Consider the following 17,267-nt stretch of genomic DNA (forward strand, 5'->3'; position numbering starts at 1 on the left):
ACCGTCAACATAGCGATCCGATTCGTCTGGTTGGTAGCCAGAAAGTACCAGAGCGGGTCATGCGCCTGGATCAGCACGGCTGCCAGCGCCCAGGCCAGCAACTGCGGGTCATTGCCAACATGCTCGATCAGGCCGGCCGCCAGCAGGATAAAGGGCAGGCCGGCTGCCGCGACGATCAGCTTGGCCATGGTGACGGCCCCAAACAGCGCCGCCAGGGCCCTGCTGTCTCCAGCACGCCGTGCAGCCGCCTGGGTTGCCGACAGATGCAGCCCATAATCCAGCAGGATCAGGACGAGCTGTCCAAAGGTGATCAGCAGGGCCACCTGCCCCCAGCGATCCAGCCCCAGCACACGCATCAGGAAGGGGATGGTGAGCAGCGGTATCAGATATTGCAGCCCCTGAATGGCAAACAGGGCTGGGACCGCCTTCAGAATCGTTGCCGCCGCCTTCATTGGCTTGTCAGGCGGCTGAACAACAGGTCAGTTTGAACGATCAGGCCCTGCGCGTCACGTGCCGTACCGCCGATCCCGGCCAAGCGGCAGCCCCGTCTGCGCAGATGATCGATGGTCTCGTCGGCCAGGGGCTGCCCCTGATAGAACTGCCTGAATGACAACTCGACATAGACATGATCCAGCCAGGGTGACAGACGCTCCGCCCCCTCCAACAGGGCCAGTTCACCGCCCTGCACATCGATCTTCAGCAGGGATGGGCGGGGCAGGCTGTTCAGCACTTCATCAAGGCGCCGTACTGGCACCGCAACCACTCCCGCCTCCTCCGTGCCGGGGGCGAAAACCGTCTGGTTCTCGCCAATCGGCAGAAGCGAGGAACTGTCGGGACGGCGCGATACATGCAGATCGGCTGTTCCAGATACCGCGCCCAGGGCATGGCGATAAAGATGGGTGGACGCATCGGCGGCGAACAGCCGGGAAAAGACAGCGGCAGCGGATGGGAACGGTTGGAAGGCATGAATGACGGCGTCGGGATGCAGATGCCGCATCAGCAGGGAGAACTGTCCGATATTCGCGCCCGCATCAATCACCGCGCGCACCTGAAGTGAACGCATGACCGGCATGTTCTCCAGGGATGCCGCCACCCTATGGCACAGGCCGGCCCGAAAGGTGCCGTAGCGCAGCAATCTGGCCAGTTTTGCGGCTCGCCGGCAGAAAGCCATGAATAGACCCATCGCTAGCCGCCTGTGCCCGCACGATAAAATGATAGCGCCAGCCTTGGTTATCTGGTGCCCATGGTTGCATAGGGTGGCGATTATAACTAAGGTAGAAAAATAGCAACTGTTTCATCATTTGGCCGGCTTTTGTACTGCTGGCCTGCACTAGACGAGGGTATCCATGTATCCGATGACCCGGTCCATTCGCGCCGCTCTGTTCGCCGGTGCCGCCATGACCCTCGGCATGGCCTTTACGCCGGTTCAGCAGGCTATGGCCCAGCAGAGCACCCAGGCGGTCAGCAGTTTGCCCCCGGCCCTTCGTGCCGCTGTCCAGACGGGTAACACACCTGCCATCCAGCAGGCCATCCAGACACTTTCGGCGGGTAATGCCCAGCAGGCCGGCGTTCTGTCCGGTGCCGTTATCCGCGCCGCAGAGCAGTTGCTGGCGACCAATCCGCAGGCTGCGATTGCCGCTGCCGCTGCCGCCGTGGAGGTTGTGCGCAATACGGGTGTACAGACCAGCGCGCCACAGCAGACGGAAGCTGTCGTGACGACGGCGGCCCGTATCTTCGTCAATCCGACGGCGATCGCCGCCAATTCCACCGCTGCCAGTTCGCTGGCAACCGCGACGCTTTCTGTGGCCCAGGCCTCCCAGAACGCCACGGTTCTGGCGACAGTGGCCACAGCCGCCGTCAGCACGGCGGAGCGCATTGTGCAGACCAATCCCGCCGCTGCTGTACAGCTGGCCGCACAGGCTGTGCAGTCCGTATCATCCACGTCTACCGCCCAGGCAGCCCCTTCGCAGGTTTCCCAGGTTGCCACCACAGCGGCGCGCATCATTGTGCAGCCGGAAGCCGCCCGTGTGGCTCCTCAGACAGTTGCCAGTGTTGCGGTCAACGTCACCCAGATCGTCAGCAATCCCGCAGTCTATCAGGCCGCGCCGAGTGCCGCGATCCAAGTCATGGCCTCTGCCTATACCGCCGTTTCGCAGCCCACAGTCCAGGCCGCAGCGCCCCAGGCAACCACAACGGTTGTCTCAACATTGACGGCTGCCAGCAATAACACGACCCTTACCCAGTCGAATTCCAGCAATCCGGCCCAGATCAACCAGATTCTGGCCAGGCCTGCGACGACGACGACCACCACGCCCCAGGCAACCCAGACCGCCCAGCAGCCGCAGGCCACAACGCAGCAGCAGACCACCCCCACCACCCCCACCGCGCCCACGAACCAACCGGTGGAAGAGACGCCGATCCTGACAGGCAGCCCGACCTGAGATTGACGGTACGGGTCTGTTTGGGTTGATCCCAGACAGCGTTGGCGTTTGGTAAACTGAAAGCAGAGCGGGCGTGCGGTCAGGTGGAATAAGCCCCAATCAATGAAAAGCCCCGGAAGCATCTGCTTCCGGGGCTTTTCATTGATGCTGTCAGCGAAGGGCAACAGGCTGGGCAGCAAGGTTTGATGAGCAGACGGCCATGAAGCATATTCCCTCCATGGCCGTCGAGCGCATCAGAAACGGCGCTCCCGGACACGGACAATGTCACCCGGCAGGATCGGGGTCAGTTCATCGGCACGCAATTCCTGCTGCTGACCATTGATCACACGGACCAGGACGACATCATTTTCAAGGGCCCGGTAATCATACCCACCGGCCCGGGCAATCGCACTCAGGACGGTCAGCCCGATCGTGTAAGGAAATTCCCCTGGTTGGCGAACTTCGCCCAGCACGTAGAAAGGCCTGAAGGTCTGGACCTCGACCGATACGCTAGGTGATTGCAGAAGATTCTTCTCAATCAGGCTTTTCTCGATTCGCTGTGCCAGCTCATTGGCTGTAAGGCCGGCCGCACGGACATTGCCGATCAGCGGCAGGGTCAGATTTCCGGTTGGATCGACAGTGACGTCACCAGAAAGGTTTTCCTGGCTGAAAACTTGCACACGCACGGTGTTACCTGCTTCCAGCCGATAGCCCTCGGCCGGATTGACGATGGTTTTCGGCGCGAATTCCGTGGGTGCCGCACGGTTGCTGCTGCTGCTGCAGGCCGCAACGGTCAGGCACAGCCCAAATGCCGCAACGAGCTTCAGGAATTTCTGCATCTTGCAATTCCAGAACATCCGTATTTTCTCCTGACCGCGATCATTGGATGAAGCCATATATAGCAGATGGCTCCCCTCGGCTTTGCTACTAGCCCGGTAAGATAGCGTATTGCAAGGTGCCAACCGGCATCAGGCACCGCAAGGAGAGAGCCCATGGCGGCAAGAAAGATCTGGAACGCCCTGGCGGCAAGGTTCCGTCAGCATTCGCCCATGGCAGACGGGGTGGAGAGGACATTCCTGATACCGGAGGGTCAGCTTGTCTATGCCATCGGCGATATCCATGGGGAAGCGGACCTGCTACGGAAATTGCTGGTCAAATTGCGGATCGATGCCGACAATCACGCCCAAAGGGCAGCCGTCTCGCTCATTTTCCTGGGGGATTATCTGGATCGTGGGCCGGACAGCCGACAGGTACTGGATATCCTGACCAGCGATCCCTTCCCGGAAGCGTCCGTCCATTTCCTGCGCGGTAATCATGAGCAGGCTTTGCTGGATTTCCTGATCACGCCGGTTGAAGCCCAGGCATGGCTACGCTTCGGGGGGATCGAGACCCTGTCAAGCTATGGGGTTCGGGCTTCTCCAGGGCTCTCGGACCCGGCGCGGCTGATGGGGTTGGCGCAGGAACTGGCGGAGCGGCTGCCGACAACCCATCTGGCCTTCCTTCGCCATACCAAACTGATGAGCATTATCGGGGATTATGTCTTTGTCCATGCGGGCATCCGGCCCGGCATATCGCTGGCCGCGCAACAGCCCGACGATCTGCTCTGGATTCGCGACGGGTTTGTGGATCGGCCCTTCAGTTCGGATTATGCCATCGTGCATGGACATACGATCGTTGATGTCCCGGTTGTGACGGGCAACCGCATTGCGATTGATACCGGCGCCTATGCCACAGGCGTGCTGACCGCTCTGGCCTTATCCGGAAAAGACCGGCGCTTGCTGCAGGTTGGCCAGCGGGGGAGCAGCTAACAGGCCTGAGCCTTAATATTTTACGCTTCCGGGGCCGTTGAGATTCAAAGGCATCTTTGGACAACCCATTGAAATGAATCTCAACAGACCCTGGATGCTGCCAATTCCCGCTCCAGCGCGGCCACGGCATTTTCCAGCACCTCACCCAGGACCCAGCCTTCACGGTCGGCAATGGCCAGGAAGCTATCGATGGTTTCCTGTCGGGCACGGATATTGAACTGCACATTCCGGCCCGTGCGGTGCCGACGCTGTTCGCGTCGTGCGGGCGGTGGCGGGGCGGTGGGGGCCGGAGCGGGCTTTGCCTCCCGGCTGGGAAAGCGGGCTGCTTCCGATACGGCGCGGATGGCGTCGGCGGGTGGGGCCTGGATATCACGGGCGGCCTTGGGCGCGAAGCCGGACAGGTCCAGCCCCTCCTCCCCTTCCCCGAAAATGCTGGCGCGGGCTTTGGTCATCTTTGTCACTCCTGTCAGTGCCGGGGTCCGTCCACGGTCGCCTTCATGCCGCCCTTCAGCACGGCCACCACTTCAGCCGCGAAGGCCAGGGCATTGGCACTGGCGGCCTTGATATTGGTGACCTGGGCCGGGTCCAGGTCGGCCAGCGTGCCGCCAAAGGCAAAGATGGCGCGGAAGGCGTCGCGCTCATGCAGCTGCGTCTCGAAAACAGGGACCTCGTTATCGGCGAACTCTGCCGCGATGCTTTGCAGGGAGCGTGGGCGGATGGCCGCACTGGTCCGGGTGAACAGCACGGCAAACGGGATGTCCCGGCGGAAAGCGCGTTCCTGGCTGCGCACCAGCCGGATGGCCTTCACCGCCTCGCCAGCATCCAGTTGCGATCCCTGGCTGGGGATGACCACCAGATCGGCCCGGCTCATGGCGTAACCGACCATCATGGAGGCTGTACCTTCCAGATCGACGATGACGAAGGCGGTACGCTGCGCCGCCTCATCAATGGCGTCGGTCACCGTTTCTTCGGTGACATCGGCCAGCACCGTCAGATTGGCGGGCTTGCCGGGCAGCCGCGCCCAGCGGGAAACCGGCTTGTTCGGGTCGGCATCAATGATGGTGACGCTGGCCCCCTGCCCAGCCAGGGCCGTGGCCAGCAGAACCGCGGAGGTGGATTTACCGGCCCCACCCTTGGGGCTGGCGAAGACGATGGTGGGCATGGGCCGGTCCATTAACTCAGGTGCTATCTATATGATAGCAATTGGCTACTAACAGGGGAATATCAAGCATCCTGCCTGATAGGTGATGCATGATAAATCAGAATGCTATCTAAATGCTATTTGATAGCATTTAGATAGCATTCTGATTTCCATCAGGGTAGGTGGCTTTTGTGATGCAGAGTGGTCAGGATCGGGAACCACCACCTTGGTCGCGATCAGATTGCTGATCACCCTCTCCACATGGACGTTCCCAAGCGGCTCCTTGCGGAACAGCTTAGGACCGGCGGCATCCTGATAAATCCGCAGCAGACCCTTCAGGATGGCGTAACGGGTGACGAGCGCCTGCTGTGGGGCGATGATCACGTCCAGGACGGACGTCGCCAGTCTGGTTCGGCTGATCGTACGGATCGAGTGAAGCTTTGCCCCGCCTCTCAGGCCCGTACCCGTCGGACCGCTCCCAACCAAATCATGGCAATCAATTTAGAAGCAAAAAGATATCATATAGCTATCATGATAGCAGATAGCCCCTAAGCTACCCCGCGATAGGCCTTGAACCAGTCGATGAAGCGGGGAATGCCCTCATCCAGGCTGGTGCGGGGGTGATAGTTCAGGTCCTGGCTGCTGGCTGCGATATCGGCGCAGGTCGCGGCGACATCGCCCGGCTGGATCGGTTCCAGCACCATCTCGGCCTTGCGGCCCAGGGCCTGTTCGATCGGACCGATGAAACGCAGCAGCGGTTCGGGTCGGTGATTGCCCAGATTATAGACGCGGTGCGGCACCACATCCTGGCCGGGCGTGGCCAGCACGCCCGGCCAGGATGTTATCGACAAAGGTGAAGTCGCGGGCCATGTCGCCATGGTTGAACACCCGGATGGGCCTTCCTTCCAGAATGGCTTCGGCGAACAGCATCGGCACCATAGACGGAGGATGAGCTGGCATAGACGAAATGCTGGAGGCCCGGCAGCAGACGCGCCGCCTCTAGCATCACCACCTGCCCCATCAGGTTGGTCTGGATATAGGTGTAGGGATCGATCAGCGAATGGCGCACCCCGGCCTGGGCCGCCAGATGGATGACGCCCGTGATTTCCGGATGTGCCCTGACCAGTTCCGTCATGCCGTCGCGGTCGGCAATGTCCAGGTTCTGGAAGCGGAAGCCGGGATGGGGCGTGAGAAGGTCCAGCAGCGCCTGACAGGTATGGTGTCCGATGAAGCCGACAGCGCCGGTGACCAGGATCGGTATGGCATGTTCCTACATCGCCGGGTGCATTGGAATGGAGGCTATGAGCGATCCGGCGGGGGATGGCAAGGAGTTGGCGTCAATATGATATCTGAAAGCTATCTGATATCATATTGACGCCAACTCCTGCGCCGCCATTCGTGCCCCTCAGTCGCCGGCGGGCGCATCCGCGCCCTTGGCTACGCCGCATGGACGGCGCGGCGGTCGTCACCGCCGTACCAACGGTCATAAATTATGACCGTTGGCATTACTCCATGGATGGAATGATGCCGGTTTGGGCCAGATGACGCACAACCGCATCAGCCAGGGATGCCGCAGCCCCGGCACCGGTGTCGAGGCGCAGATCAGGTTCCGTCGGGGGCTCGTAAGGGCTGCCGATACCTGTGAAGTTGGGCAGGGTGCCGGAGCGCGCCTTTTGCGGTACAGCCCCTTCACGTCGCGTGCCTCGCAGATATCCAGCGGGGTATCGACAAAGATCTCCAGGAACTCACCGGGCGGCCACAGGGACCGCGCCATCTCGGGGGCGGCACGGAAGGGGCTGATCAGGCTGACCAGCACGATCAGGCCGGCTTCGGCCATCAGTTGCGCGACATGGGCGACGCGTCGGATATTCTCCACCCGGTCGGCAGGTGTGAACCCCAGATCCCGGCACAGGCCATGGTGGACATTCTCGCCATCCAGGCTCATCGTCCCGCAGCCTGTTGCATGCAGCCTTTGTTCGACCAGATTCGCGATGGTGGATTTCCCGGCCCCTGGCAGGCCGTTAACCAGCAGCGCCAGCTCCAGGTTGCCCCGCCCTGTCGTGCCATGGCGTTCGCTATCCCGCGTCAGCTTGTCGATGATGGCCTCCAGCGTGTCGTCCTGGCTGTCGATGGCGCCGGTCAGCGGATAGCAGCCAAGGGTGCGGAACCGCACCTTCCTCATCTCCGGCACTTCCCCCGGCAGCAGGGGCAGGCGGTGATCATCCACCATGATCTAGGTACCGTCCCGCCACACGACGGGACGCGGCTTGGCGAAATAGAGCGGCACGATGGGAATGGCCTCACGCGCGATATAGGCCCAGACATCCTGCTCGGTCCCGTTAGACAGGGGGAAAGCCCGGATGCTTTCGCCCTTGCCGATGCGCCCATTATACAGATTCCAGAGTGCCAGGCGCTGGTTGCAGGGGGGCACTATGATTTCGATACCGGAATGAAAGCACCTGCTCCTTGGTGCGGCTACGTTCCTCGTCACGCCGCACGCCGCCAAAGGCTATACCGAAACCGAAATGATCGAGTGTTTACTTCAATCCTTGTGTTCTCATGATGTCGGTATGCACAGCCGATCCATGGCTGATCGGCCCCCCCCTGGGCGACGCCATTGGGATTGGTATGGACCAGTCGTTCCAGCCCCAGGTCAGCCGCGATCTTGTCGCGGAAGCCGATCATCTCCCGGAACTTCCAGCCCGTATCGACGTGTAGCAGGAGCAAGGGCAGGCGGCCTGGATAAAAGGTTTTCAGTGTCAGATGCAGCATCACGGCGCTGTCCTTCCCGATGGAATAGAGCATCACCGGCTTGCGGAACTGGGCCACCACCTCTCGGATGATGGGATCCCCTCCGCTTCCAGCTGATCAAGATGGGTCATGCTGCTCATTCTGTCCCAGACACAGGTATGAGCGATCTTGGAGCACGGCAGTCATTCGTCTGAAGACAAACACAACGGCAATGCCCGAATGGTACAGGGGCCGGCAGCTAGGCCCGCCCCTCTCACAAGTCTTACAAACGCAGCAATCCGCTGCCTGTTACAGGCATCAGCGCCTGATCAGGGCTCACGCAGCCCTTCCATCGTGTTGCTCAGGACCCGATCTGCCAGATTGGCGATGATGGGGCGGCTGCCAACGACAATGTCCGCCTGCAACGGCATGCCAGGGACCAGACGGATATCGCCCGGTACATTTTTCAAGTCGACAGACTTGATTTCTGCCCGTACCCGGTAGAAGCGTTCCGTCGCAGCGGAACCGTCATCGCGTGTCGTGAAACTGTTTTCGCTGATGGCCCTGACTTCTGCCTTCACAGTGCCGAAGCGGGTGAATTCATAGGCGTTGAGCTTGACCTGAACCTCATCCCCGACCTTGACGAAGCCTTGATCCATGCCGGCAACCTCCGCCTCCACCTCAAGTGTGGCATTGGTCGGCATCAGGCTGACCAGCACCTCACCCGAAGGTACAACGGAACCAGTACCGACATCGGCGACACTGACCACCGTTGCATCGGCCGCCGCGCGCAGTTCCACCAGATCACGCCGGAACTGCGCCTTGGACAGTTCCTCCTCGACCGCATTCAACTCGGTCTGTTTCGTGGCCAGTTCCTTGGTCAGGAGGGATTGCCATTCCTGGATATAGGCCTCGCGCTCCGCCGTGATGCTCTGCAGCTCATGACGCGAGGTGATGACCTGTTGCTCGCTGTTGGACAGGTTGCGGGAAATCTCGGCTTTGCTGTCCTGGGCGATCAGGACGTTGAGCCGGCTGCCGACTTCCTTGCGGGCCAAGTCTGAGCGCATCTGTTCAATTTCGCTGCTGACTTTCAGGCGGGACCGGTAATGCTCGGCGTCGCGCAGGCCGCTGGCGATCTGACCATTGACGGCCTGCATACGCTGGTCGAATACAGCAATCCGGGATTCCCGCTCCGCCTGCCGGGCCTTCCAGATGGCATATTCGGTCTGCCCCGCCTTGTCGCCGTCCGCAGGCTTGGCAAATGGTGTGCCCGTCTGTTCGGCCTGCAAGCGGGCGACCTGGGCCTTCAGCGCTTCACGCGAAGAGCTGAGCTGGGAGACATCGGCGCTTGAAATGGTCGGGTCCAGGATGACCAGCAGGTCGTCCTTGGCGACCGTCTGTCCGGGCCGTACCAGCACTTCCCGCAGCACCGAGGATTCCAGGGGCTGAACCAGCAGGGTCGGCGTTCTCGATACCAGCCGGCCAGGGGCCGACACGACGCGATCGATCTCCACGACACAGGAAAGAGTAATCGCCAGGACGATCATGGCGAACAACGTATGCACCGTCATCCGGACGCGGGCAGGGTACGGAGCGCCCGTGATTTCCGCCATATGGGACTGGAAATCATTGATCGACTGGTCGGCGTTGTCGTAGCGGCTACTCGGCCGCAGGACCAGGGATCGACCGTTCATTGCTGGTTGCTCCGGGGGGCGGCGGGGACTGGTGACGGTTCTGCTGGAACCAGAGATGGCGGTAGATCGGGCAGCGCACGACCAACTCGTCATGGGTGCCGATATCGTAGACCTGACCGCGCTCCATGACGATGATCTGGTCGCAATCGACCAACGAGGCAAGCCGGTGGGAAATCACCACCATTGTTCTGCCTTCGGCAATGTAGCGAAGGTTGTTGTTGACGATGCTTTCGCTTTCCGGGTCAAGGGCGCTGGTGGCTTCGTCCAGGATCAGGATGGGGGGATCCACCAGCAGGGCGCGGGCGATTGCCAGCCGCTGGCGCTGCCCGCCCGACAGGTTGCTGGCACCTTCCGACAGGACCGTGTCATAGCCGGCAGGCAGGCGCTCAATGAACTCCTCTGCACCAGCCATCCGTGCGGCCTGGATGATTTCCTCGAAAGTCGCGTCGGGCCGTGCGATGCCGATATTCTCGCGGATGGTGCCGGAGAACAGGAAATTATCCTGCAGCACGACCCCCAGATTGGCCCGCAGATGCGTCAGGTCCATCTGACGCAGATCGGTGCCATCGATCTTGATCAGGCCATCATAATCCTGATGCAGACCCTGCAACATGCGGGTAACCGTGGTCTTGCCCGACCCGCTGCGTCCCATGATGCCGGTGACGCTGCCTGCCGGCAATGCGAAGCTGACACGGTCCAGGGCATAGGATTGAGCGCCGGGATAACGGAAACGCACCTCATCAAAGAGCACGGCCCCCGCAAAGCGCGGGCGCAATCCATGGGTTGAGCGTGTATCTTCGGCTGGGATATTGACCAGCGACGATACCTGGCTCAAGGCGCCACGTATCTCCTGAACGCTCTGAAGCAGACCGGCGATCTGTACGATGGGCTGTGTCACACGACCCGCCAGCATGGTGAAGGCGATCAAAGCGCCGACAGCCACCGCCCCATCCTGGCTACTGAGCGCCAGATAGCAGCCAAGTAGCAGCGAACCGGAATAGATCAGCTTTTCCAGGGGCTGCAATAAGGTCTGGGGCATGTTCACCAGGAACTGCATGTCCCGGTGGGCCTTCACAGCCTCTGACGCGGCGTCGTCCCATTGCTGACGGCGCCGACCCTCCAGAGCCAGTGTCTTGATCGTACGCATGCCATGCACGGTCTCGATCAGTAGCGATCCCTTCATCTGCTCGGCCCTGACCATACGGCCATAGGCCCGGCCCACGGCCGGCAGGAATACCAGGATGACCAGGAACATGATCAGCGCCACGCCCAGGACGAAGAAGGTCAGGGGCGCGTGCATGTAGAACATCACCGGCAGCAGCACGACCAGTACTGCGCTGTCCAGCAAAGTAGAAAATACCTGACCGGTCAGGAAGGCACGGATGCGGTTGGCTTCCCCGATCTTGAAGCTGATCATGCCCGTGGGCTGCCGTTCGAATACCTCAATGGGAAGGCCGACCAGCCTATCGAAAATATAGGTACCGAGGCGGGCATCGATGCGCGCCGTGCCCTCGGCGACCAACCAGCGCCGCAGATAGCCGAAGATCGCATCGAAGATCACGACAAAGCCGACCCCGACCGCCAATACGAACAGGGTCGACATGCGCTGATGGACCAGCACGCGGTTAACGACCAGAAAATAAAGCAAGGGCGGCACAAGGGCGAAGAACGACATGGCCAACGCGGAGAATCCGACATCGCGGAAAATCCGCTTGTCCTTGGCCAGTTGCCGGATCAGCCACCCGATGCTGAAATCCTCGTCGGCTTGGCTGGTGCCGTGTTTGCGCTTGAACAGAACCGCTTCGCCAGCCCAGATTTCCGAAAGACTGACGAGATCATACGGTTGCGGCTGTGAACCATCGGTCGGGTGGCGCAGCAAGACAACGGGCGGGGACGATTGCACATGTGTATTTATGAGAACCTGCGCCGTACCGTCTTTCATGCGCAGCAAAGCCGGGACGGCCCGGCCTAGGCGCAGCAGATGTTCGAAGCGCAGGTGGGTCCGCTGTGCTTTCAGCCCGTTTTGATCCGCAGCCGCTACGATGCTGGCTGCTGATACTTCGCCGTTGCTACGGGCGAATTGCCGGATCAACTGTTCTTGAGACAGATGCAGGCCGTGGTGGCGGGCGATGAAACACAGAGCCTCAAGCATCGTGTGTGACGGAGGGCCAGCATTCTCCTCCGTATTCACCTCCGCGTGTACCATGCTGTCCCTTCTAAGAAGCCGCAACTCATCCTGATGAGGTTTTGAGTGCAGCGCGAAATTGGCCGTTCCGGTAAGAGTAAGTCAAGCCTGACGATGCTCGCCTCTATCCAAAGAGGAATGCCTGAGCCGCTAGCGACTTTCCTACAGTAGAGCCTGCAACCGTTCCATCTCTTCTCGGATGGCCGCAGCGCGGCTAGCAAGGCCAAGGTCCTCAATATCATTGACATCATGTGCGGCAAAATGATCGTCCGGTCGCCGCCATGCTGTTGATCCAACCTGTTCGGTCGCTTGTCCCCGGTTACGCTTATGATGCCATTCCGCTCTGGATTTTGTGAAATAATGGTTGAGGACCAAACGCTTGGCACCTGGTACGGCGTGATTGTCCGGATGGCCTTGGCTACCCCCCAACTGCCAGAACTCATCCACAAGACAACCTTGTGCAAGCTGGGTCGTGTGGATATCAGGACGAAGGACGGCGCGCGCTTGGACAATCGTCTTGACCAGATTGTTGCGGGAATCCGGGGCATGCGCGCGGCGGGTGAAGCGGCTTACCACCAATTCGTCGGCTCTGTCCTGATGGCCGTTGGAGCCGAACAGCCGCCAAGGCACCATGAGCCCTGCTGCCGCTTCATAATCCTTCAAGATTTCCGGAACCGTCTCACCCCGCAGCGGGTTCAGGAATTCATCGGCGTCAATGAAGGCAACCCAGTGGCTGCGCTCAGCTAGGCGGGCCAAGCCCGCGATGTAGGCCGGCCTTTGGACGGCCACACCCGGTATGTCCGGCCAGGGGACATAATCCACAATGCCCGCCCTTGCCAGTTTGGCCAGCAATTCACTGCTTCCGTCCGTGCTGCCATTGTCGAAGATCACAAAATGCTCGACCCCGACAAGCCGGTGATATGCCAGCCATTCCAGCAGATAAGGCCCTTCATTCTTGACGATCGCACAGACCGACAGTGTGATCGCTGGAGCCGCTTCCAGCGGCTCCAGTGGACGGAAACGGAGATTAGGTAATGTCAAGCGGGCCGGAGTACCTGCCAGCGGGGTGCCGTCAGGGACCTGTACGATCAGCTCCCCTGCACGACCATCCAAATGGCTGTCGGGCAGGGAGACAAAAAAGGCATGGTTCCCTGAACCGATGCCGGCAGCCTGGAGGTCAGGGCGGTGCGTCGCTGCTAGGCCGCTGGCTATGGGTTCTCCATTGAACAGGACACGAACCTCAACCCGTTCATCCGGATTAGACGGATTCCAGGCCCAGCCACAGATGGCCCGGCCACCAATACAGTCGAAATGTCCTTGTACAGACATCATCGCCCCCACGCCTGACGGGGCGGCAGAGCCAAACCGGTAAAGGGAACACCATCAAGGTTTAGGTTGGGGCTGTAATACGGATCGGCCAGGGCGACATGTGACCAGCGGCGGCGCATATACAATTCCTCTTTCATGGCCCTGGCCCGTTTGTCAGGCGTATCGTCGCGGCCCCGGCTGACGCTCTCATAATGGTACAGGTCTATATGGGGGGTCCAGACGATGTTATGTCCGCGTTCGCGCAGGCGCAGGCAGAGATCGACATCGTTGAAGGCGACGGGCAGATTGTCCGCGTCGAAGCCGCCCAATGCCTGGAAATCAGCTTGGCGGATGAACAGGCAGGCGGCTGTGACGGCACTGTAATTGCCGGCCACCTGCGTGCGGTAGAAATAGCCCTCATCCGCCACGCCGACATGCTGGAAGGCGTTTTCGGCCAGTCCGCCCGTCCCGACGATGACGCCACCATGCTGAAGCATGCCATTGCCAAAGCGCAGACGCGCGCCGACGGCCCCAACCTCGGGCCGCGAGAGCAGGCCGATGGCGGTTTCCAGCCAATCCGGCGTGATCAGTTCCACATCATTATTGATGAAGCCCAAAATGTCCCCGTCGGCCTGGGCCGCCGCAAGGTTGTTCATGTCGGCATAATTGAAGGGCGCGTCATAGGGGAGGACACGGAAATGTCCCTGCTGCTTTCCAGCCTCCAGCCAAGCTAGCGTCTCTGACTGTTCGCTCTGATTGTCGATGATCAGGATTTCATAGTTCGGGTACTGGGTACGCTGCCGGATACTGTCCACGGCTGTACGCAATAGTTCCAGCCGGTCGCGGGTGGGGATGATCAGGCTGATGCGGGGGGGATTGGCAGGCAGCCGCCAACGGATACGCCGCAGCCCCTGTCGTGGATTAATGATCTCCACCTCTGCCCTGCCGGACAGGCATGCCGCGATCAGTTGGGCGATATCGTTGCTGACGGCCTCCGCCGGCGGGCGTTCCAGGCTGCCCAGAACCTCTGGCAACCGCACGATGCGGGCCGAATCGGTCGACAGCATGGCCCCATAGCGCATGCCCGCCAGGGTCCGCCGCTGGCCCTGGCGGGCCAGGACCTCTTCCCGGATCAGCGTGACGCCCCGTATGTAATCCTGTGCCAACGCCAGGTCAGGACTCCAGGTCGGCCGGAACCAGGGAAAGGGTTTGCCGTCACGCGTCACCTGCATGTCGGCATAGACGATGTCCGCCCCCGTCTCCACAGCCAGGGACAGCAGCCGCTGTGCGGCATTGGCGAAGGGGATGGCGCCTTCATCGACGCACAGAAGATAGGAACCGCCATCAGGCGCCTTCAGGCGCAGGGCCCGTTCAGGCAGGTCCGCCGGCCAATCAGCCAGTGAAACCTCTCCCGCCTGCGCCCGGTACCAGTCGGCGTAATAGGCAAACCCGACGGAGCGGGGCAGCAGGGTTTCGACATGGCGCAGATAGCAGTCGAGCAGCAACCCCACCCCTTGCCGCGACGTCTCATCCCCCTCCGGGATGGCCAACAGCCTGCTCAACAAGGGCCGCGCCCCCTCGGTGAGGCCAACGAAGCTGACAGGGCTGCCGGGCAGGGGGCCGTAATCCCCTGCGACCACGGTCACCTCACGGGTGACGCCATCCAGCATCCAGAAGGGCATAGGCAGGGAAAAAGCATGGTTTCCATTGCCGATGCCGGCATTGATGAGATCGCCGCGCCTTTCATCCGCATCCGTGGCAGAGACTTCCTGTCCATCGACCAGCGCACGTACGCGCACGGCCCGGTCGGGGGCATGCGGGTGCCAACACCAGCCTTTGATGTTCGTCCCCAGTACCGTATCGACATTGCCCCGGATCAGGGAGGCATCACTGGCCAGTGCCGTCTCGTCCGGTGCGGGCAGGTCGTCTTGTGTGAACAGGATGCTGCCGCTGGATGCTTCACGCACCAGGAAGGGCTGACCGACCTCAAGATGGAGGGGGATGCGGAAGCCGCACCGACCGTCGCCATGCCCGCCTTGGGCCACATCTTGCCTGTCCAGATTGGCCACACCAGCCGCCACTGGCTGGCCTTGTACTTCTACGCTCAACAGAAGGCGGCGCCCCGGCTCCGCGGAATTATAGGCCCATCCGACAAGCACATTGTCGGTGTATGTTTCCAGATAGCCGATCACCCGCATCTTTCCGACGCCCCTGTCCGGATGATTGCTGAGAAGGTGCCTATACACGGCCATGGCCGCAATGGGCAAACCATACCCATATCTGCGTTGATGCAGGCAGCGATCATGCCGCCATGGCGCGGTCCAGCAGGTGGGGCGTCAGGGGGCCGAAATCCACGACGCGGCCCTGCTCCAGCACAGCCACCTTGTTGCACAATCTCTCCACCAGGACCCGGTTATGGGTGGCGATCACCATGAGGGCGGAACGGTCGATCAGGCCGTTGACCCGCTGTTCGGCCCGCTCCATGAAGGCGCTGTCCCCCGCCGTGATCCATTCATCCAGCAGCAGGATCTGCGGGGAGATGGCCGTCGTCACCGCGAACATCAACCGCAGCAGCATGCCCGAGGAATAGATTTTCACCGGCAGGTCCAGATAGCTGCCCAGACCGGAGAAAGCGCTGATCTCTCCTGCATAGGCATCGACCTCTGCCGCACTCATGCCCAGCAGCAGGCCGCGCAGCCGCACATTCTCGCGTCCCGTCGCCTCAGGATTGATGCCGACCATCAGGTCGAACATGGGGGAAACCCGGCCCCGGACATGGACCCGGCCCCCCGTCGGTTCGTAGATGCCGGCCATGGTGCGCAGCAAGGTGCTTTTCCCGGCCCCATTATGCCCGACCAGGGCGACGCGGTCGCCTTCCTGCAGGTGCAGATTGACGCCCGCCAGCGCATCGATATGGACCCGCGCCCCCGGCTCGCGCCCGATGCGCCCGCCCGTCGACAGGTTGAGAGCTGTCTTCTTCAGGGACCGTCCATGCAGCCCGAAAATCTGGAAACGGACACTGACATCCTCAAGGCGGATTTCGACACTCATCGGGTCACGTCCAGTAGGTGATGCGCGGGCGGGCCGCCCGGAAGGTCAGCAGGCCTGCCAGCAGGCCGGAGAGCGCGATCAGCCCCGATACCAGCCAGTGCATGGGATCGCTGTGGCCGGTGGTCAGCGGCTGGCGCAGGATTTCCAGCAGATAATAGAACGGGTTCAACAGCAGGGCCGGATGCCCTTCCGCCAGGAAGCTGCCCTTCCACAGGACCGGCGTGATGAAGAAGGCGCCCGTGATGATGGTGGCCACGATCTGGGACACATCGCGGAACCGCATGCAGATGCAGGCCAGTGCCAGGCCCCAGCCATAGCCGGACAGGGCCAGCAGCGCCAGAGCCAGCAAGGCCAGCCCCACATCCAGCAGCGAGACCGGCACGCCAAACCACAGCAGGACCGCCACGACGATCAGGGCATGGTGCAGCAGCACCAGCAGATTGCGGGCAACGACCCGGCAGACGAACAGGGTCAGGGGCAGGCGGATCTGTTTCAGATAGCCCTCGGCCTCTGTCAGGGCTGTGCAGTTTTCGTTGATCAGGCCCGTGATCAGGGTCCAGGCCACCATGCCGACGGCGACATGCGGCAGGAAGGCATGGACATCGACATTGAAAAGATTGGCGTAAACGACACCGATGCCCACGGTGAAGGCCAGCATGCTGATCGTCACCCAGAGCGGACCCAGCAGTGAACCCCGGTATTTCTGGCGGATATCGCTGGCGGCCAGGGTCAGCCAGATCCGCCAGCAGGCCAGCCCGCGTCCAATATCGGCGAATGCCAGGGCGAAGGAGGGCGATCCATCCGCCCGGAATTCTTCAAGCCGGTCGGTACGGGCCGCAGCCGTCTCCGGTTGGCGATCTGACATGACGAACATACTTCTCATTTCCGAGGTTCGGGCCGCAGATATATCGTAACGGGTGCCAGCCTCAA

The 17,267-nt window shown here is 61.4% G+C and carries 16 protein-coding genes and 2 pseudogenes; 2 read left to right on the forward strand and 16 right to left on the reverse strand.

All coding sequences use genetic code 11. The features are described from left to right. A partial coding sequence (locus Q0072_RS17925; RefSeq protein WP_298332921.1) for an oligosaccharide flippase family protein occupies positions 1-452 on the reverse strand: 452 nt, incomplete at its 3' end. Beyond that, the gene (locus tag Q0072_RS17930) at positions 449-1,171 is read right to left on the reverse strand and encodes an FkbM family methyltransferase (RefSeq protein ID WP_298332922.1); all 723 of its coding nucleotides are present in this window, start codon (positions 1,169-1,171) and stop codon (positions 449-451) included. The genes Q0072_RS17925 and Q0072_RS17930, both read right to left, overlap by 4 nt. A 184-nt stretch (positions 1,172-1,355) precedes the next feature. Between Q0072_RS17930 and Q0072_RS17935 the strand changes: the two genes are divergently transcribed. Continuing rightward, complete coding sequence (locus Q0072_RS17935; RefSeq protein WP_298332923.1) at positions 1,356-2,441, forward strand: hypothetical protein; 1,086 nt, start codon at positions 1,356-1,358, stop codon at positions 2,439-2,441. Between the two features lie 233 nt (positions 2,442-2,674). On the opposite strand, the gene Q0072_RS17940 is transcribed toward Q0072_RS17935, so the two are convergent. Beyond that, positions 2,675-3,316, reverse strand: a complete 642-nt coding sequence (locus tag Q0072_RS17940; RefSeq protein ID WP_298332924.1) for a polysaccharide biosynthesis/export family protein — start codon at positions 3,314-3,316, stop codon at positions 2,675-2,677. Between the two features lie 96 nt (positions 3,317-3,412). Between Q0072_RS17940 and Q0072_RS17945 the strand changes: the two genes are divergently transcribed. Then, positions 3,413-4,228: a metallophosphoesterase family protein gene (locus Q0072_RS17945; protein ID WP_298332925.1), complete on the forward strand. Its 816-nt coding sequence runs from the start codon at positions 3,413-3,415 to the stop codon at positions 4,226-4,228. Between the two features lie 80 nt (positions 4,229-4,308). Here Q0072_RS17945 and Q0072_RS17950 read toward each other — a convergent pair whose 3' ends face one another. The 13 genes and pseudogenes from Q0072_RS17950 to Q0072_RS18010 form a co-directional block, all read right to left on the reverse strand. After that, positions 4,309-4,680, reverse strand: coding sequence for a stability/partitioning determinant (locus Q0072_RS17950; protein WP_298332926.1), 372 nt, complete (start codon positions 4,678-4,680; stop codon positions 4,309-4,311). 14 nt (positions 4,681-4,694) lie between these two features. Next, entirely contained in the window at positions 4,695-5,390 is a 696-nt protein-coding gene (locus tag Q0072_RS17955) for a ParA family protein (protein ID WP_298332927.1), read from the reverse strand. 105 nt (positions 5,391-5,495) lie between these two features. Beyond that, positions 5,496-5,753, reverse strand: coding sequence for a hypothetical protein (locus Q0072_RS17960; protein ID WP_298332928.1), 258 nt, complete (start codon positions 5,751-5,753; stop codon positions 5,496-5,498). A gap of 164 nt (positions 5,754-5,917) precedes the next feature. Then, positions 5,918-6,247: a hypothetical protein gene (locus Q0072_RS17965; protein ID WP_298332929.1), complete on the reverse strand. Its 330-nt coding sequence runs from the start codon at positions 6,245-6,247 to the stop codon at positions 5,918-5,920. Further along, the gene (locus Q0072_RS17970; RefSeq protein WP_366941851.1) at positions 6,211-6,630 is read right to left on the reverse strand and encodes an NAD-dependent epimerase/dehydratase family protein; all 420 of its coding nucleotides are present in this window, start codon (positions 6,628-6,630) and stop codon (positions 6,211-6,213) included. Before Q0072_RS17970 ends, Q0072_RS17965 begins: the two co-directional genes overlap by 37 nt. A 244-nt stretch (positions 6,631-6,874) precedes the next feature. Then, positions 6,875-7,395, reverse strand: a pseudogene (cysC, locus tag Q0072_RS17975) (adenylyl-sulfate kinase); the annotation flags it as partial. 36 nt (positions 7,396-7,431) lie between these two features. After that, positions 7,432-8,260: pseudogene (gene cysD / locus Q0072_RS17980) on the reverse strand (sulfate adenylyltransferase subunit CysD); the annotation flags it as partial. A 168-nt stretch (positions 8,261-8,428) separates the two neighbouring features. Next, the gene (locus tag Q0072_RS17985; protein ID WP_298332930.1) at positions 8,429-9,793 is read right to left on the reverse strand and encodes an HlyD family type I secretion periplasmic adaptor subunit; all 1,365 of its coding nucleotides are present in this window, start codon (positions 9,791-9,793) and stop codon (positions 8,429-8,431) included. Further along, positions 9,759-11,999: a peptidase domain-containing ABC transporter gene (locus tag Q0072_RS17990; RefSeq protein WP_298332931.1), complete on the reverse strand. Its 2,241-nt coding sequence runs from the start codon at positions 11,997-11,999 to the stop codon at positions 9,759-9,761. Before Q0072_RS17990 ends, Q0072_RS17985 begins: the two co-directional genes overlap by 35 nt. 141 nt (positions 12,000-12,140) lie before the next feature. Next, on the reverse strand, positions 12,141-13,310 hold the full coding sequence (locus Q0072_RS17995; protein ID WP_298332932.1) for a glycosyltransferase family 2 protein: 1,170 nt from the start codon (positions 13,308-13,310) through the stop codon (positions 12,141-12,143). After that, positions 13,307-15,532 carry a glycosyltransferase gene (locus Q0072_RS18000; RefSeq protein WP_298332933.1) on the reverse strand — a complete coding sequence of 742 codons (2,226 nt, stop codon included), beginning with the start codon at positions 15,530-15,532 and terminating at the stop codon, positions 13,307-13,309. Before Q0072_RS18000 ends, Q0072_RS17995 begins: the two co-directional genes overlap by 4 nt. A 55-nt stretch (positions 15,533-15,587) precedes the next feature. Beyond that, complete coding sequence (locus Q0072_RS18005; protein WP_298332934.1) at positions 15,588-16,337, reverse strand: ABC transporter ATP-binding protein; 750 nt, start codon at positions 16,335-16,337, stop codon at positions 15,588-15,590. Positions 16,338-16,341: 4 nt separating this feature from the next. Beyond that, positions 16,342-17,202, reverse strand: coding sequence for an ABC transporter permease (locus Q0072_RS18010; RefSeq protein WP_298332935.1), 861 nt, complete (start codon positions 17,200-17,202; stop codon positions 16,342-16,344). Between the last annotated feature and the right edge of the window lie 65 nt (positions 17,203-17,267).

The sequence above is a fragment of the Asticcacaulis sp. genome (assembly GCF_027484505.1).
GTDB lineage: Bacteria > Pseudomonadota > Alphaproteobacteria > Caulobacterales > Caulobacteraceae > Asticcacaulis.

Coding starts and splice junctions, on each gene's coding strand:
- Q0072_RS17930 (WP_298332922.1), bottom strand. CDS start 1,171: ATGGCTTTCTGCCGGCGAGCCGCAAAACTGGCCAGATTGCTGCGCTAC.
- Q0072_RS17940 (WP_298332924.1), bottom strand. CDS start 3,316: ATGGCTTCATCCAATGATCGCGGTCAGGAGAAAATACGGATGTTCTGG.
- Q0072_RS17950 (WP_298332926.1), bottom strand. CDS start 4,680: ATGACCAAAGCCCGCGCCAGCATTTTCGGGGAAGGGGAGGAGGGGCTG.
- Q0072_RS17945 (WP_298332925.1), top strand. CDS start 3,413: ATGGCGGCAAGAAAGATCTGGAACGCCCTGGCGGCAAGGTTCCGTCAG.
- Q0072_RS17995 (WP_298332932.1), bottom strand. CDS start 13,310: ATGATGTCTGTACAAGGACATTTCGACTGTATTGGTGGCCGGGCCATC.
- Q0072_RS17965 (WP_298332929.1), bottom strand. CDS start 6,247: ATGGCGACATGGCCCGCGACTTCACCTTTGTCGATAACATCCTGGCCG.
- Q0072_RS18010 (WP_298332935.1), bottom strand. CDS start 17,202: ATGTCAGATCGCCAACCGGAGACGGCTGCGGCCCGTACCGACCGGCTT.
- Q0072_RS18005 (WP_298332934.1), bottom strand. CDS start 16,337: ATGAGTGTCGAAATCCGCCTTGAGGATGTCAGTGTCCGTTTCCAGATT.
- Q0072_RS17935 (WP_298332923.1), top strand. CDS start 1,356: ATGACCCGGTCCATTCGCGCCGCTCTGTTCGCCGGTGCCGCCATGACC.
- Q0072_RS17985 (WP_298332930.1), bottom strand. CDS start 9,793: ATGAACGGTCGATCCCTGGTCCTGCGGCCGAGTAGCCGCTACGACAAC.
- Q0072_RS17955 (WP_298332927.1), bottom strand. CDS start 5,390: ATGCCCACCATCGTCTTCGCCAGCCCCAAGGGTGGGGCCGGTAAATCC.
- Q0072_RS17990 (WP_298332931.1), bottom strand. CDS start 11,999: ATGGTACACGCGGAGGTGAATACGGAGGAGAATGCTGGCCCTCCGTCA.